This window comes from Marinobacter sp. KM021, from assembly GCF_050707965.1.
Lineage (GTDB): Bacteria > Pseudomonadota > Gammaproteobacteria > Pseudomonadales > Oleiphilaceae > Marinobacter > Marinobacter shengliensis.
In genome coordinates this window covers 3,391,436-3,405,851 of record NZ_CP136129.1, presented here as the reverse complement: position 1 = coordinate 3,405,851, position 14,416 = coordinate 3,391,436, and the positions used below count along the sequence as shown (strand labels likewise).

At 60.0% G+C, this 14,416-nt stretch carries 12 protein-coding genes; 5 read left to right on the top strand and 7 right to left on the bottom strand.

Annotated elements, in window-relative coordinates:
- Positions 1-72: 72 nt before the first annotated feature.
- Complete coding sequence (locus RVM24_RS15930) at positions 73-486, top strand: hypothetical protein (RefSeq protein WP_431474358.1); 414 nt, start codon at positions 73-75, stop codon at positions 484-486.
- Here RVM24_RS15930 and RVM24_RS15925 read toward each other — a convergent pair.
- Entirely contained in the window at positions 464-1,393 is a 930-nt protein-coding gene (locus RVM24_RS15925) for a DMT family transporter (RefSeq protein WP_431474357.1), read from the bottom strand. The two genes, RVM24_RS15930 and RVM24_RS15925, sit on opposite strands and share 23 nt — an antisense overlap.
- A 248-nt stretch (positions 1,394-1,641) precedes the next feature.
- On the opposite strand from RVM24_RS15925, the gene RVM24_RS15920 reads away from it, so the two are divergent.
- Entirely contained in the window at positions 1,642-2,589 is a 948-nt protein-coding gene (locus tag RVM24_RS15920) for a LysR family transcriptional regulator (protein ID WP_431474356.1), read from the top strand.
- A gap of 178 nt (positions 2,590-2,767) precedes the next feature.
- Here the strand turns inward: RVM24_RS15920 and RVM24_RS15915 are convergent, their stop codons facing one another.
- Positions 2,768-5,272: an acyl-CoA dehydrogenase gene (locus RVM24_RS15915; RefSeq protein WP_431474355.1), complete on the bottom strand. Its 2,505-nt coding sequence runs from the start codon at positions 5,270-5,272 to the stop codon at positions 2,768-2,770.
- A 206-nt stretch (positions 5,273-5,478) separates the two neighbouring features.
- Here RVM24_RS15915 and RVM24_RS15910 point away from each other — a divergent pair, with 206 nt between their 5' ends.
- On the top strand, positions 5,479-7,122 hold the full coding sequence (locus RVM24_RS15910) for a methyl-accepting chemotaxis protein (protein ID WP_061331999.1): 1,644 nt from the start codon (positions 5,479-5,481) through the stop codon (positions 7,120-7,122).
- Positions 7,123-7,159: 37 nt separating this feature from the next.
- Here the strand turns inward: RVM24_RS15910 and RVM24_RS15905 are convergent, their stop codons facing one another.
- On the bottom strand, positions 7,160-8,047 hold the full coding sequence (locus RVM24_RS15905; RefSeq protein ID WP_431474354.1) for an AEC family transporter: 888 nt from the start codon (positions 8,045-8,047) through the stop codon (positions 7,160-7,162).
- A 197-nt stretch (positions 8,048-8,244) separates the two neighbouring features.
- On the opposite strand from RVM24_RS15905, the gene RVM24_RS15900 reads away from it, so the two are divergent.
- On the top strand, positions 8,245-9,426 hold the full coding sequence (locus RVM24_RS15900; protein WP_374787155.1) for a MalY/PatB family protein: 1,182 nt from the start codon (positions 8,245-8,247) through the stop codon (positions 9,424-9,426).
- Here the strand turns inward: RVM24_RS15900 and RVM24_RS15895 are convergent.
- Genes RVM24_RS15895 through RVM24_RS15885 form a run of 3 tightly spaced genes read right to left on the bottom strand, consistent with a single transcriptional unit; the run spans position 9,421 to position 12,378 of the window.
- On the bottom strand, positions 9,421-9,948 hold the full coding sequence (locus tag RVM24_RS15895; protein WP_138436072.1) for a carbohydrate-binding protein: 528 nt from the start codon (positions 9,946-9,948) through the stop codon (positions 9,421-9,423). The genes RVM24_RS15900 and RVM24_RS15895 overlap by 6 nt on opposite strands.
- Positions 9,945-10,913 carry a DMT family transporter gene (locus RVM24_RS15890; RefSeq protein WP_431474353.1) on the bottom strand — a complete coding sequence of 323 codons (969 nt, stop codon included), beginning with the start codon at positions 10,911-10,913 and terminating at the stop codon, positions 9,945-9,947. Before RVM24_RS15890 ends, RVM24_RS15895 begins: the two co-directional genes overlap by 4 nt.
- A 46-nt stretch (positions 10,914-10,959) precedes the next feature.
- Positions 10,960-12,378, bottom strand: a complete 1,419-nt coding sequence (locus RVM24_RS15885) for a succinylglutamate desuccinylase/aspartoacylase family protein (protein ID WP_431474352.1) — start codon at positions 12,376-12,378, stop codon at positions 10,960-10,962.
- A 191-nt stretch (positions 12,379-12,569) separates the two neighbouring features.
- Here RVM24_RS15885 and RVM24_RS15880 point away from each other — a divergent pair, with 191 nt between their 5' ends.
- The gene (locus RVM24_RS15880; RefSeq protein ID WP_068351496.1) at positions 12,570-12,728 is read left to right on the top strand and encodes a YqaE/Pmp3 family membrane protein; all 159 of its coding nucleotides are present in this window, start codon (positions 12,570-12,572) and stop codon (positions 12,726-12,728) included.
- 13 nt (positions 12,729-12,741) lie between these two features.
- On the opposite strand, the gene RVM24_RS15875 is transcribed toward RVM24_RS15880, so the two are convergent.
- The gene (locus RVM24_RS15875; protein ID WP_431474351.1) at positions 12,742-14,370 is read right to left on the bottom strand and encodes an MBL fold metallo-hydrolase; all 1,629 of its coding nucleotides are present in this window, start codon (positions 14,368-14,370) and stop codon (positions 12,742-12,744) included.
- Positions 14,371-14,416 lie beyond the last annotated feature (46 nt).

Here is a 14,416-nt window from a genome sequence, read left to right as displayed (position 1 = left end):
ATTAATCTGGTGGCAAGGCTTCACGGAATGTTTCCGTTTAGCATGGTTCCAGTCGATAGGGACGGGAGAGTCATGATGAAACGATTACTGATCAGCAGTACCCTGATTGTCGCCCTGGGCTTTGCCGGTATTGCCCAGGCAGATGGCTACCGGGGCCACGGCCATCCGCCGGGTATCCAGAAGCAGCTGGACCGGGGCAAGGCGCTGCCACCGGGCCATCAGAAGAAAATGCTGCGTGCCGAGCATCGCCGGTCCTACCATGATCGCCATCGTGACAACCGCTATCGGGATAATCGCCACAAGCATCGGTACGACCGCCGGGACTATGGTGAAAAGCATTCCCATTACCAGTACAAACCGAAGTACCACAACCAGCGCAGTGGTTACCGGTCATCCCTGGGATACAACGACCGGATACCGCCGGAGTATCGGGCAGCCCGGATCATTCGTGATACCCAGATTCTTATTGACCAGACCCGCCGGTAGGTTCGGCAACCAGCCTTTCCGAAGTGGATTCCCGGGTCGCGGGGTTGAAGCCCCGTGCCGGGGAGCGGCGCCGGTGCCGCAGGCCAATCAGTACCAACGGCACCACAATCATCAGACTGCCGGCCAGGAACCACAGGTCCGGCACCTCACCAAACCAGATCCAGCCAATGGCGACGGCCCAGATCAGCCCGGTGTATTCGGCGCTGGTAACCTGGTTGGCATCCACCTGCCGGTAGGCCAGCAGCACGGTAATGTTGTAGCCGAGGATGAACAGGGCTGAGCCGGCGGCGCTGATCAGGATCTGCGGGTTCCACGCGGCGCCTTCCCAGAACGCCAGGGCAGCGGCAGCCGGCACGATCAACAGGTAGTTCAGGAACAGCTTGTGGACGGTGGTCTGCTCTTTGGGCAATTGGCGCACCATTACAGCGTTGATGGCCAGGGCGAAGGCCGAGCCCAGGGCCGCAATCACTGCCCAGTTGAATTCCACCGGGCGCAGGATGACGATGATGCCGGCAAAGCCACTGAAGACGGCGGTGACGCTCAGGGGTGTGAGTTGTTCCCGGAAGAAAAAGGCGGAGAGCACCATCACCAGTATCGGGGCGGCATAGAACAGGGCGTTGGCGGTGGCCAGCGGCAAGTTGGTGAGGGCGATCACCATGCAGACGATGCCGACCAGGTGGATGTGGGCGCGGATGGCGTGGATTTTCAGGCCGCCGAAGAGGTTCTGGCGGTCGAGTTTGCGGGCCAGGGGAATCAGGAAGGCCAGGGTCAGGAGGCAGCGCAGGAAGGCGAACTGGAAGACGGGGGCGCCGGGTTCCAGCATTTTGATAAATACATCGGAGAGGATGGCCATGGCGTTGCCGATGACCAGCAGCAGAATGGCGCTGTTGACGGTTTTGCCTGACACGTTGGTGCTCCTTTTCCTGGCTGAATTTCGCTGGTTTGGTGCAGGAGTGGGTAGGCGGTAGGGCTTCCGAAAACCGCTGCGAGTACGTCCATGTACGCTTGCTTTCCGCCATCCGTGGCTACAAGCATTTTCGGAAGCCCTACCGCCTACCCACTCTCTTACCTTGGAAGTGGATTCTAGGCGTGCTTAACTATCCGATAAAATGATCAATATTCCCCATCTATTAGAAAATTCGATAGTGAGCCACAATGAGACTCCCGCCCCTCAAAGCCCTCCCTGTATTCGAAGCCGCCGCTCGCCTTAACAGCTTTTCGGCGGCTGCCGAGGAACTGTCGATCACCCAGAGTGCCGTTAGTCACCAGATCAAACAGTTGGAGACCTACCTGGGCGAGCGGTTGTTCTGGCGTTCGGGCCGGAAGGTGACGTTGACGGATGAGGGGCGGCAGTATCTGGATGCCGTTGGTTCGGCACTGTTGCAGATTGAACGGGCCAGTGAGCAATTGTTGGGGCATGAGGAGTCGCGGCTGAGGTTGTCGGTGTTCAGTTCGTTTGCGGTGCGCTGGCTGGCGCCGAGGTTGCCGGATTTGCAGCGTTTGCATCCGCAGATTGATCTGGCTTTGGAGATGAGCAGTGAGAATCCGGTGTTGTCGGATAGGGTGGCGGATTGTTTTATTACGATTCACCGGGATTCGCGGGCCTACAGTTACGATCTGCTGTATGAGGAGCGGTTGTTCCCGGTGTGCAGTCAGGATTATTGGCAGCGTATACGGCGGGAGTTAGGGCGGGATGCGGAGCCAGAGCGGCGGGGTGAGCAGCCGATAGCGCCGGCAGAGATGGCCCGGTTTCCGTTGCTGTCGACTCACAGTATCTATGACAGGCAGGGCGGTGACTGGGAGGCCTGGTATCAGGAGGCCGATATGAAGCTGCCTGCGTCCAGTCGGCTGCTGCATTCCAGCCATATGCTGTTGTCGCTGGAGGCGGCGCGCTTTCATCAGGGCATTGCGTTGACCAATGACTACATGCTCAGTACCCGCAAGGATTCAGCGGATTTTGTTCGGTTGCCCGCCCATTCGGTGGTGACAGGTGACAAGTTCTACTTTGCCTGGAAGACCAGTCGCCGGCGGGAGCGTGGGATTCAGACGCTGCGCCGCTGGCTGGTGGATGAGGCTATTCGGGGTGGGCTTCGTGGGGAGTAACCTTCTAGCAGCCTGCGGGTTCTGGTGTTTTGAGCAGGGCGGGGGCAGTCCTTGGCAGGAGGCCTCCCAAAAATGTGCGGAGCCATGGATGGCGGAGCAGAAGCGCCACAAGGATGTGCCGAAGGAGCGGTTTTTGGGAGGCCTCCTGCCAAGGACTGACCTCCACCGAACTAAAAGGCTAGGAACCTGAGCCAGGCCGCTCTACAACCTTGCGCTTGCCCTTGGCACCTTTGGCCAGGGCTTTCAGGCCATCGGCGTCGAAGGCATCCACCCGGATGACGTCATACAGGGCTGTCAGCGCTTCTTCCATTTTCGGGCATTCGTCCGCCTTGATGATGCCCTGGGCGCAGGCCCAGTCCACCAGCTCTTTACGTTGATGGCCCATCAGCAGGGCAATGCCGTCCAGTTCGTCTTCGTCGCGGCTGCGAATCGCTTCGTGCAGGCGCTGGCGCATCTCGGCGGTTTCGTTGGCCAGTTTGTAGGCATTGAGTACCCGGCCCAGCGGGTCGTCTGGATCCATGTTGATAAAGGTGCCCCGGCTGATGCGTTGGCGCACCGGGGTATCATTCACAATGGTCGCGGCCACTTTCGCTCCCAGTTTGTCGTCCGGGCCGTTCAGGCCGGTCGCGCCAAGTGGGAACACGATGAGTCGCAGCGGCCAGCGCAGGGCCGGGACCGGGAAGTTGATGATGGCATCGCGCATGGAATCCTGCAGGTCGTGCAGGCAGGTTTGCAGGCACCATTCCACCAGGTCTCGCTGGTCGTCCGGGTAGCCTTCTTCATGCCATTGCTTGATCACCGCGGTGGCGTAATACAGATGCACCAGGCAGTCGGCCATGCGGCCAGACAAGCGCTGGCGGGCTTTCAGGCCGCCGCCGACGGTCAGCAGGGTGACGTCGGTCATTAATGCGAAGGCAGCGGAGAATCGGCCCAGCTGGCGGTAGTATTTCTGGATGTCGCCCTGGCGTGGCGCGGTTTCCAACCAGCCCTTGCTCAGGCCCAGTACGAACGCCCGCAGGGCATTGCGGGTGGTGTGGGCCAGGTGGCGGTAGAAGATGCCATCGAATTGTTTTGCAGCCTTGTCCTGGTCTTCCATGCCGGCGGCTTCGATTTCTTCCACGATAAACGGATGGCAGCGAATGGCGCCCTGGCCGAAGATCATCAGGCTGCGGGTCAGGATGTTGGCGCCTTCCACGGTAATGCCGATGGGCACTGCCTGGTAGGCCCGGGCCAGGAAGTTACGGGGGCCGGTGATCACGCCCCGGCCGGCCACTACATCCATGGCGTGGTTAATGACTTCCCGCATCAGGTCGGTGTTGCGGTATTTCAGTACCGCCGAGGGCACGGATGGGCGAACGCCCCGGTCCAGCATGCCGGCGGTGAGCAGGCGGGCGGCATCCATCATGTAGGTGTAGCCGGCGATGGGCTCCAGGGCTTCCTGAACGCCTTCAAACTGGCTGATGGTGCGGCCGAACTGTTCCCGGGTGTAGGCATAGGCGCCAGTGGCAAGGCTTGCAAACTTGCCGGCGCCGGTGCCCAGGGCGGGCAGGGAGATGGAGCGACCGATGGACAGGCATTCCAGCAGCATTTTCCAGCCTTTGCCGAGCATGTCTTGCCCACCAATCACCTGTTCCATGGGGATGAACACTTCGGTACCCCAGGTGGGGCCATTCATGAATACGGTGTTCATGGGCAGGTGGCGGGCTCCGGCGTTCACGCCGTCGGTCTCCCGGGGCACCATCACACAGGTCACGCCGATGTCGTCCTGATCGCCGATCAGGTGTTCAGGGTCATAGACCTTGATGGCCAGGCCAATCAGGGTCGCTACCGGGGCGAGAGTGATATAGCGCTTGTTCCAGGTGACCTTCAGGCCCAGCACTTCCTTGCCGTTCCATTCGCCCTTGCAGACGATGCCTTTGTCCGGAATGGCACCGGCGTCGGAGCCGGCCACCGGTGAGGTCAGGGCAAAACAGGGGATTTCCTTGCCCTTGGCCAGGCGCGGCAGGTAGTGGTGTTTCTGGTCGTCGGTGCCGTAGTGCATCAGCAGCTCACCCGGGCCCAGGGAATTGGGCACCATGACGGTCACCGCTGCCGATACGCTGCGGGTGGAGATTTTCATCACGATTTCGGAGTGGGCAGTGTTGGAGAAACCCAGGCCCCCGTCTTCCTTGGGAATCACCAGCCCGAAGAAGCCCTTGTCACGGATGAACTTCCATACCTTATCGGGCAGGTCGTAGTGTTCGTGGGTGATCTGCCAGTCATCCAGCATCTTGCACAGTTCTTCCACCGGGCCGTCGAGAAACGCTTGCTCCTCGCTGGTCAGATGCGCCGGAGCGGCGTCCAGCAGCTTGTTCCATTCCGGTTTGCCGGAAAACAGTTCGCCATCCCAGTCTACGGAACCGGAGTTCAGGGCTTCCTGCTCGGTTGGCGAGAGCTTGGGCAGGCGGCTGCGGACCCAGCCCAGTAAGGGCCGGCTGAATTTGTCCAGGCGCAGGTCGCCGGGCAGGGTGATCAGTAACGCCAACGCTAACAGCAGGCCGCCGATGACAAAACTGAGAAGGTGCCAGCCGTCGTTGGCAACGCCGACGAGGGTGGCGACAGACATCACGATCGCAGCGGTTTTGCCGCCGATGCTGAAATAGATCAGCACCAGGGCACTGATAACCAGAAGCAGAACACTCATGGACAGACCTCCATATCATTACCAGATCAGGCAGATTTGCCTCTAACCATCGGCCAAAGTCCAGGCAGTTGCAAGGAAAACGGACGGTTCAATAGGGGGCTGAGTGGCAGACCGTTAAAGAATTTACAAAATCTTGCAAAAGCAATAAATCCATTCCTTTTTTTAATCGTAATTCTCTCCACTTAACCAATATGTGGAGTGCTTATATGACGGGCCAGCTCACGGTAGCAAAACGCCTGGCGTTGGGATTTGGTTTGATGGTAGCGCTGATGGTGCTGGTCAGCGTTGTAGGTAATCACCAGGTGGGATTCATTGACCGGACCCTGACCTCGGTTAATGAGGGCGCCTCACTCAAACAACGCTTCGCCATTAATTTCCGGGGCAGCGTGCACGACCGGGCCATCGCCATTCGGGATGTGGTGCTGGTGAACCGCGATGCTTCCTTGCGTGAGCATCTGCGCACCATTGATGACCTCGCGGCTATGTACCGGAAGAACGCCGAAGCCATGTCCCAGATGTTCCAGCGCCAGGGGGCCACGGATCAGGAGCGCCGTTTGCTGCGGGACATCGAAGCCACCGAGCAGCGAACCCTCGCCCTGACCGATGAGGTGGTGACTCTTCGAACCGCAGGCAATACCGAACAGGCCCGGCGCCTGTTGCTGGATCAGGTTTCACCGGCTTACAGCGAGTGGCTGGCGCGGGTTAACGCGTTTATTGATTATCAGGAAGACACCGTTGCCGCTGACCTGGAAGAAGTGCGCGACGCCGCCAGTGGCTTCAACATCATGATTCTCTCCATCACCGGCTTTGCCGTACTGGTCAGTGTGCTGGTGGCCACGGTCATCATCCGCAAACTCAAGCGAATCCTGGGTGCGGAGCCCGAGGAAGTGGCGGCGGCCATCCGGCAGCTGGCGGACGGCCAGCTGGAGCAAAATCTGGAAACCCGTTACCCGGACAGCGTGATGGGCGCTCTGGCGGATACCATTGACCGGTTAACGGGCATCATCCGTGAGGTACGGTCTGCGGCCGAGGAGCTGTCCAACGCGTCTGGTGAGCTGGAAGATACCTCAGACAACAACAGCAAACAGATCCGTATGCAGGCTACCGAGGCTGAGCAGATGGCCACCGCGGTGAACCAGATGGCGGCCACGGTGAACGAGGTGGCGGGCTTTGCCGCTAACGCCGCGACAGCAACCCGCAAGGCTGACCAGGAAGTGGAAACCGGAAATCAGGTGGTCAAGGAGACCGCCACCTCGATCACCGAGTTGGCGAACAAGCTGGAGGACGCGGCGGCTTCTGTAAACCGGGTGTCGGAAGACAGCGGTAATATCGAGAAAATCATCGAAGTGATCAACGCCATCGCCGAGCAAACCAACCTGCTGGCGCTGAACGCGGCGATAGAAGCCGCCCGCGCTGGCGAACATGGCCGGGGCTTTGCGGTGGTGGCTGATGAAGTGCGTTCGCTGGCATCCCGTACCCAGGATTCCACCCGGGAAATTCAGGACATGATTGGCCGGTTGCAGGCCGGTGCTGGTGAGGCCTCCGGTGAAATGGAACGAAGCCGGGATCTGGCTCGGGTGACGGTTGAGAAGACCGCCGAGGCAGAAACCGCGCTTGGGCGCATCCGGGAAGAGGTGGCTTCCATCAACGACATGAATGCCCAGATTGCCAGCGCTGCAGAAGAACAGAGTTCCGTGGCGGAGGAAGTGAACCGCAACATCGCGAGAATTCACGATGCCACCATTGAAACCTCTGCCGGATCGGATCAGGTGGCCGGTGCCAGCCGGGATCTGGCCGTGCTGGCGGGTCAGTTGCGCTCACGGGTCAGCGTGTTCCGGTTCAGAGGCTGAGCCCTGTTACCAGTGTACGTGTTGAGCGAATTGGAGGTCAGGTGTAGCCAGCGGCGAACACCAGGCCCAGGACAATGGGCATGACTACCAGGCTGCCGAGGTTGCTCAATAATACCAGCGATGCCACCGCGTGGGGTTCCTGCTGATACTGCTCCGCAACCATGTAGTTCAGCACCGCGGGTGGCAGGGCCGCGAAGACCCACAGGCAGGCTACCTGAAGGCCCGGCAGGTCGAGCAGGGCAATCATTGGCCAGGCCAGCAGCAAGCCGCTGACCGGGCAGGCAATGGCGCCAATCAGCCCCAGTTTCCAGTCCCGGAAATCCACATCCAGCATCCGCACCCCCAGGGCAAACAGCATCAAGGGGATACACACGCCACCCAGCATGTTCAGGGTTTCCAGCAGCCAGCCAGGCAGGGCAACACCGCTGAAGTTAACCGTTAGCCCGGCGATGCTGGCGAACACGATCGGTAGCCGCAATCGCCGGATGATCGACGTGTGCGGGTCCAGCATGTACAGGCCAACGGAAAAGTGCAGCAGCATCTCGACGATGAACAGTACGATCGCTGCCGGCAGTGCCGCCTCACCAAACGCCAGTACCAGCAACGGAATGCCCATGTTGCCGGAATTATTGAACATCATCGGCGGCAGGAAGGTTTTCAGGTTCAGGTTCAGAACCCGGGCCACCGGGTACAGAATGATGCCAGAACCTAGCACCACCACTGTTGCCGCCAGGGCCAGCCAGCCATAGTCCTGCAGGGGCGCCTGCTGGTCGGCCAGTACGGCAAACACCAACATGGGCACGAACAGTTCCATGTTGAGAACATTCAGGCCTTGAATGTCTGGTGTGCGGTAGCGGCCATACAGGGCGCCGCAACCGGCAATCAGGAATACCGGCAGCATGGTAGCTAGGATCTGGCCGATCATGGGGAGAACTCCGACAAACGTTCGGGACGACAACCATCAACAAACGGTTAGGTTCGCAAGTATCGGCCCGTTTCGGCAAGCAAAACTTGCCCATGTTCGACCAAAGCGGGAGGCGCCTGCCACGGTTGGTTGCGGTCGTTGGCCGGGGCTACCACAATAGCCCTCGGCAGCCTTTCAACCAGTTGGGGAGTTCGTTTGTGGCCAGTGCGTTTGATCAGCCTGTTCGACGAGAAAATACCTGCTCGGTCAAATTTGATGCCCGCCAGGCAGTGTTTGGCCGGGAGGATGTCATTCCGGTGTGGGTGGCGGATATGGACTTTGCTGCGCCCGAGGCGGTCACCCGCGCTCTGACTGAGCGGGCTCAGCACCCGGTTTACGGCTATACCCTGTTTCCTGACAGCCTGTATCAGGCAATGATCGACTGGTTTGCGCAGCGCCACGGCTGGCACATTCGCCGGGAGTGGATATTGATGGCGCCGGGGGTGGTGCCATCTCTGAATGCCGCCTGTATGGCCTACGCCGAACCCGGCGAGGGCGTGATTATACAGCCGCCGGTGTATCCGCCTTTTTTCAGCTCGGTGCGCCAGAGCGGTCGTGAAGTGATCGAAAACCCCCTGGTTCAGGATCCGCAGACCGGGCAGTACCGGATGGATCTGGAGCATCTCGAGCAATGCGCTGCCCGGCCCGATGCCAGGGTGCTGTTGTTGTGCTCCCCCCACAACCCGGTCGGCCGGGTCTGGACGGAAGCGGAGCTCAAAGAGCTGCTGGCCATTGCCCGGCGCCACAATCTGGTGGTGCTCTCGGACGAAATACATTGCGATCTGACCTATCCGGACGCGGCACCGCATACCGTCCTGGGTAGACTCGCCGGAGAAGAGGATGCTCTGGTGACGGCGGTGGCTCCGAGCAAGAGTTTCAACATGCCCGGTCTTGGTCTGTCGGCCCTGGTGATCACGGACCCGGATCGGCGCAAAGCCATGAAAGCGGTGTTTGAGTCCATGCACTTGCCCCAGTGCAACCCGTTCAGCATTGCCGGCTTTGAAGCGGGTTATCGCCACGGCGCCACTTGGCTGGATGAACTGCTCGGCTATCTGCAGGCCAATCGGGATTTTGTGGCCAGCGCGGTGTCCCGGCGATTGCCAGGCATTGACGTCGCTGTGCCGGAAGGCACGTATCTGATGTGGCTCGACTGTCGGAGCCTGGAGCTGGATGACGCCGGCCTCAAACGATTTTTCGTGGAGGAGGCCGGCGTGGGCATGAACCCGGGTTTGTCCTTCGGGCAACCTGGCAGTGGGTTCATGCGCCTGAACATCGGCTGCCCGCGATCCGTGCTGGAGGAGGTGATAGCGCGGATCGAGGCAGCGTTGGCTGGCCTATAGTGCTGGTTGCGACTGAATGGCGCAGTGGTCTTCCACCAGCTTCCAGTGTGGTGGCTCCTGGATACCCGGCATGTCGCCCTTGGTATCCCGGATAGCTTCCCAGATCTTGCCGCCATGGCTGACCTGGCTGCCGACGGAGTAACTTTCCGCAAACAGCCATTGTTCCGGGCGTTCGCAAAACTCTGTGTTACTGTCCGTCTGGGTAACGCCTTCCTCCACATCAGCCGGGTCTATGGGGTCGGGCGGCCTGTTTTCACCACCACAATCTGGCACCGAATGTAAGCGTTTCCAATCGAACGTGATACCCGGCTCCATACCCTCGTGAATTTCACGGGACTCGTACCAGTTGTCGTTGTGAAACACCACGGACCCCGCCGGGTAATAGCGGCTGGGCACCCACTCATGGTCTTCCGGATCACAGGCCTCGGCAGACGCCAATGCAGGCATGCCAAGTGCCAGGATGATCAACAACAGACCATAAAGGGTGCGGGCTCGCCTGATGCTGGTGGTGGCTTTCATCATGTGTCTCTCCCGTTTTGTTCCTGACTCCGAAGTGAATACGCAGCCTGTCGGCGACCGGTTCGCGTGGCCAGTACCAGGCCTGCGAGTATCAGCAGGCCGCCAATCATGTGAAACACGCCAAGCGACTCGCCCAGAAAAATGCCGGCCAGTATGGATGCGAAGACTGGGGTCAGGTACATGAATATCGCGGCCCTGGCGGGGCCGATCGCATGCACGCCGTGATTCCAGAATGCGTAGGCAAGGATACCGGGGAATATGGCGAAATACAGTAGCGACATGGCCGTATTTCGGGTCAGCTCGAAGCCTCCGGCGAAGAAAAACAGGTCGACCAGGTAAAACGGCAGGATCACCAGCGTGCCCAGCAGAATCTGGGTGGTCAGGAAAGTGAGGGCCGGTAACGGCACCGCCTGCCGTCTGAGCAAGACTGAGAACAACCCCCAACTGAAGACGGCCGCCACCATGATCAGGTCACCGGGTTGTGCCTGAAGGCCGGTCAGAACCGAGAGCTCGCCCCGGGCCACCACGGTCAGGATGCCTCCGATGGCCAGGGCGATGCCTAATGCCTGAATTGGCCGGGTGCGGTCGCCCAGAAGCATCCACGCCAGCAGGGCCACGAAAATAGGAATGGTGGCATTGATCAGGGCAATATTGGTGGCGGTGGTGGTGATGGCGGCGTAGTACAGCAGAGAGTTGAACGCCGCCACACTGAAGGTGGCCAGGGCCAGAATGGAACCAAGGCGGGCACGGATGACCCGGCGATGATGCCACATGCCGGGAAGCCCGAAGGGGAGCAGGATGGCGAGGGCAATCACCCAGCGCCAGAATGACATGGACAGGGGCGGTATATGCTCAACAGTGCCCCGTGCCACCACCGCATTGCCGGCCCAGAACAGCGGCGTAAGCACCAGGCCCACATAGGCCAGGCCGGGAATTCGGGACACAATACCGGAGGTTGCCGAAGACACATGGGCTCCTGTGGATCATAGGCTGTCGGGTAAAACCCCTAGCATACTACTCTCCTGGAACTTCTGCCTCCGTACCAATGTGGTAGGCGGCAAAGCCGGCCATCACCACCTGATCCACCGCCATGCCGATGATCCTGCCGTTGGAGGTGGAGCGTATCGGGTGTTGCTCGTTGGTAATCGGGTCAGCCACATAGCCCAGCACCTCGCCTTCTGAGACGTTGGCACCCAGGTCAATCTCGCTGAACAGAATGCCGCCGTGTTCGGCGCGCACCCAGGTGGAATCGTAATAGACCGGTTCCGGATCGCCCCAGACAAACATCCTGGAAATCATGCCGTGCTTTTCCAGCAGGCTGTTGAGGCTATTTACCCCCGCTTCAATCTGATGCTCCTGAATTCGCAACGACTCCCCGGCTTCCATGGTCACGGCGCGGATACCTGCCTGGACGGCTGCCGTGCGCAGCATGCCAGGGGAACCGGAGCTGTGCACCACCGCCATGCGGTCAAACCCACGGGTGAATTCCGCCACGTCCGGATTGTTCATGTCGGCCCGCAGCTGAGGCAGGTTGGTGCGCTTGAGGGAACCGGTGTGAATGTCCACCAGCATGTCGCAGTGCCGAATGACATTCTCGAACAACGAATAGGCCACCCGGTCGGCAAGGTTGCCGTCCTTGCGGCCCGGGAAAAAGCGGTTCAGATCCCGACGGTCCGGCAGGTACCGACTGCCCTGCTGGAAGCCGGTGAGATTGACAATAGGCACGCCGATCACTCGGCCACTGAGTTTCTCCGGATTGAGGTCATACATGGTGCGGCGAATAATCTCGATGCCATTAAGTTCGTCGCCATGTACGGCGCCAGTCAGGCACAGGGTTGGCCCGGCATTCACGCCGTTGACCACCAGAACAGGGGTAATTTGTGACAGGCCGGCAATCTGGATCTGGGGTGACCAGGCCAGCCGCGTGGAGGTGCCGGGCAGCACTTCCTTGCCAAGCAGGGTGAAACTTTCGGCTGGCAGGGGTTCTGCCGGCGCGTCAGCTTCGTCCTCGGCGGCGGGCGTTTCCCCTTGTGCGGTATCTTGCAGGGCCTGAACCTCCTCTGCAGACAGTTCCGCACCCGGCAGGGTTTCTGGTTCCGGCTCAGGTTCCGGCAGGGGTGCTACCTCTTTCAAGTCGATGTTGGGGGCAATCTTGCGGGTAACGGGTGCCACCAGGGGTTTGACCGTTTGTGTTTGCTGGTCGGTAACTGGTGCCGACGGTTCCTGCCCGTCGTCGCTGGCGTCGTCATCTTCGCCCGGACTGCGGCGGGGTTCAGAGCGCACCACATCCTCAACGTTTTCATCCTCTGCGAGTTGGGCCACCAGCACAGACGAATCGTTGGTGTCGGCCAAGGTGACCGTTGGCAGGGCGGCCGCGAAAAGCCAGATCAGAAAGTGTCGGATTGTGGAGTGTCTGGGCCTTTGAAACAGCATAAGTCCTCGAGTACCTGTCCAGTGGCCCCAAGGATAGGGCCCTGTATGGTTCATGAATACCGCTGTGACAGAGGTTTAATGCCACTTTCATGATCACGGGCCCATCTGTGGTGGCCCAGTGTGGTTGAATGTAATAACACTGCTATCTTTCAGAGATATGACTGTTATACGTGCCACGAGGAGAGAACTAAATGGACCTTTTGCGAATTCTGGTTGCGATTCTGTTACCGCCATTAGGTGTTTTTTTACAGGTGGGCCTGGGCAAGCATTTCTGGATCAATATCCTGCTGACCATCCTGGGCTACATTCCCGGCATCGTGCACGCGGTGTGGATCATCGCCAAGAAGTAGCCCGGTACCCTGGCTAGTGGGCATGCCAGAGGTTGTCTGACTGGTATGCCCGGTGTTCTGCCTCAAGTTTGAGGAGGTGTGCCAGGGCTGATCGTGCTGCCAGGCCATGAATGGCTGCGGGTACATCGTCGTAGGCTTTCGCCGTCAGGTCTTTCAGGGACACCGGCGCCAGTGCTTCCAGTGCCCGGAAGATCTTGTGCTCCCGCGATAACCGGTGGGTGATCAGGTAATCAATCACTGCCTCCGGTTGCCCCATCAGAAAGCCGTGTGCGGGCGCGATAAAGCGCACAGGCTCCTCCAATAGCTCGTAGAGGGATTCCACATAGGCCTTCATATCGCCGTCCGGTGGATTGATCACCACCGTCGAGCCCTGCATGATGTGGTCACCGGAGAACAGCAACTCCTGGTCCGTCAGCAGGAAACACAGGTGGTTGGAGGCATGCCCGGGGGTATGGATCACCTTCAGAATGCCCGCCTCGCTGACAATCAGGTCGCCATGCTCCGGCTCGTCGTCCGCCTTGAAGGACTGGTCCTGGCCTGCGCCCTCCGGGGCTGGCCAGCCAAACACCCGGCAACCGGTTCGTTCTTTCAGAACCGACACGGCCGGTGAATGATCCAGATGGGTATGGGTGACCAGCACCTGGTCCACCACCCCGCCGGTCACTTCCAGAATCTTTTCGATGTGGGCTTCATGGGCCGGCCCCGGATCAATCACCGTAAACCGCTCAAAGCCCAGAATATAGGTATTGGTGCCCGGCCCGGTCATCATGCCCGGGTTCGGTGCCGTCAATCGTACTACACCGGCCGCCACCTCCACCGCTTGCCCTGGCACAATCTCCGCCCGGGTGGTGCCTTCCCCCTCCGGGTCCAGCTTGACCGCCTCATCGTAAGCCGGCGCGTTTGGCTCCAGCATCACCGGCTTGCCCTTGCGAAGCGCCGGCCAGGGATCGGTCGGAAACGCCTCGGGTGGATTGGCATGGGCATGGCGCATCAGCTCGGCGGTGGTATTGAAATCACACAACACCCGCAGGGTACGGATCGTCGGCAACCCCAACAAACGCTGGCCTGCCCGATGCTCCTCTAACGCCTGCGCAGGCGACATCCACACATGATCAATCGTCTCCTGACCATCATGCCCGGCCCGTTGCCCTTCCGGCGCCACCGCCACAAAAAACCGCGTGTCAAACCGCCGCGGCGGCCCCGGCGGTGTCACCCAATGGCTCAGATACGCCAACCGGTCCAGCGGCACCACCAGCCCATGCTTCTCACACAACTGCGCCAGCGACACCTCATCCCGGAACAATGCGTTACGCTCACCAAGCACCGGATGCTCCGCACCGATAAGCCGACCGCTGCCGTCCTGAGCCAGCAGAATCCCCGCCTCCTCAAAACACTCCCGAACCGCCGCCAACATAAAATCCGCGCCACCTTCATCCAGACTCATGGTCTGACTGATATCCGCGTCTTCAACACCCACAACATGCGGCTGCGCCTCCGACTCCTGCTCGTTCACCGCTCCGCCGGGAAAAACAAAGTAACCAGGCAGGAAAATAGCCTCCCAGGTGCGTTGCAGCAGAAGCACTTCAATGCCGTTTTCGGTATCGCGGGTAAGAACCAGGGTGGCAGCCGGGCGAATATCCATAAGTAACTCTTATTATGACGTTTTGTTGGGCGCTTTCAGGAAGTCT

Excerpts from the sequence above, each read along its gene's own strand:
- RVM24_RS15895 (WP_138436072.1), bottom strand. The coding sequence starts at position 9,948 with ATGATGAAAGCCACCACCAGCATCAGGCGAGCCCGCACCCTTTATGGT.
- RVM24_RS15885 (WP_431474352.1), bottom strand. The coding sequence starts at position 12,378 with ATGCTGTTTCAAAGGCCCAGACACTCCACAATCCGACACTTTCTGATC.
- RVM24_RS15930 (WP_431474358.1), top strand. The coding sequence starts at position 73 with ATGATGAAACGATTACTGATCAGCAGTACCCTGATTGTCGCCCTGGGC.
- RVM24_RS15920 (WP_431474356.1), top strand. The coding sequence starts at position 1,642 with ATGAGACTCCCGCCCCTCAAAGCCCTCCCTGTATTCGAAGCCGCCGCT.
- RVM24_RS15905 (WP_431474354.1), bottom strand. The coding sequence starts at position 8,047 with ATGATCGGCCAGATCCTAGCTACCATGCTGCCGGTATTCCTGATTGCC.
- RVM24_RS15880 (WP_068351496.1), top strand. The coding sequence starts at position 12,570 with ATGGACCTTTTGCGAATTCTGGTTGCGATTCTGTTACCGCCATTAGGT.
- RVM24_RS15910 (WP_061331999.1), top strand. The coding sequence starts at position 5,479 with ATGACGGGCCAGCTCACGGTAGCAAAACGCCTGGCGTTGGGATTTGGT.
- RVM24_RS15915 (WP_431474355.1), bottom strand. The coding sequence starts at position 5,272 with ATGAGTGTTCTGCTTCTGGTTATCAGTGCCCTGGTGCTGATCTATTTC.
- RVM24_RS15875 (WP_431474351.1), bottom strand. The coding sequence starts at position 14,370 with ATGGATATTCGCCCGGCTGCCACCCTGGTTCTTACCCGCGATACCGAA.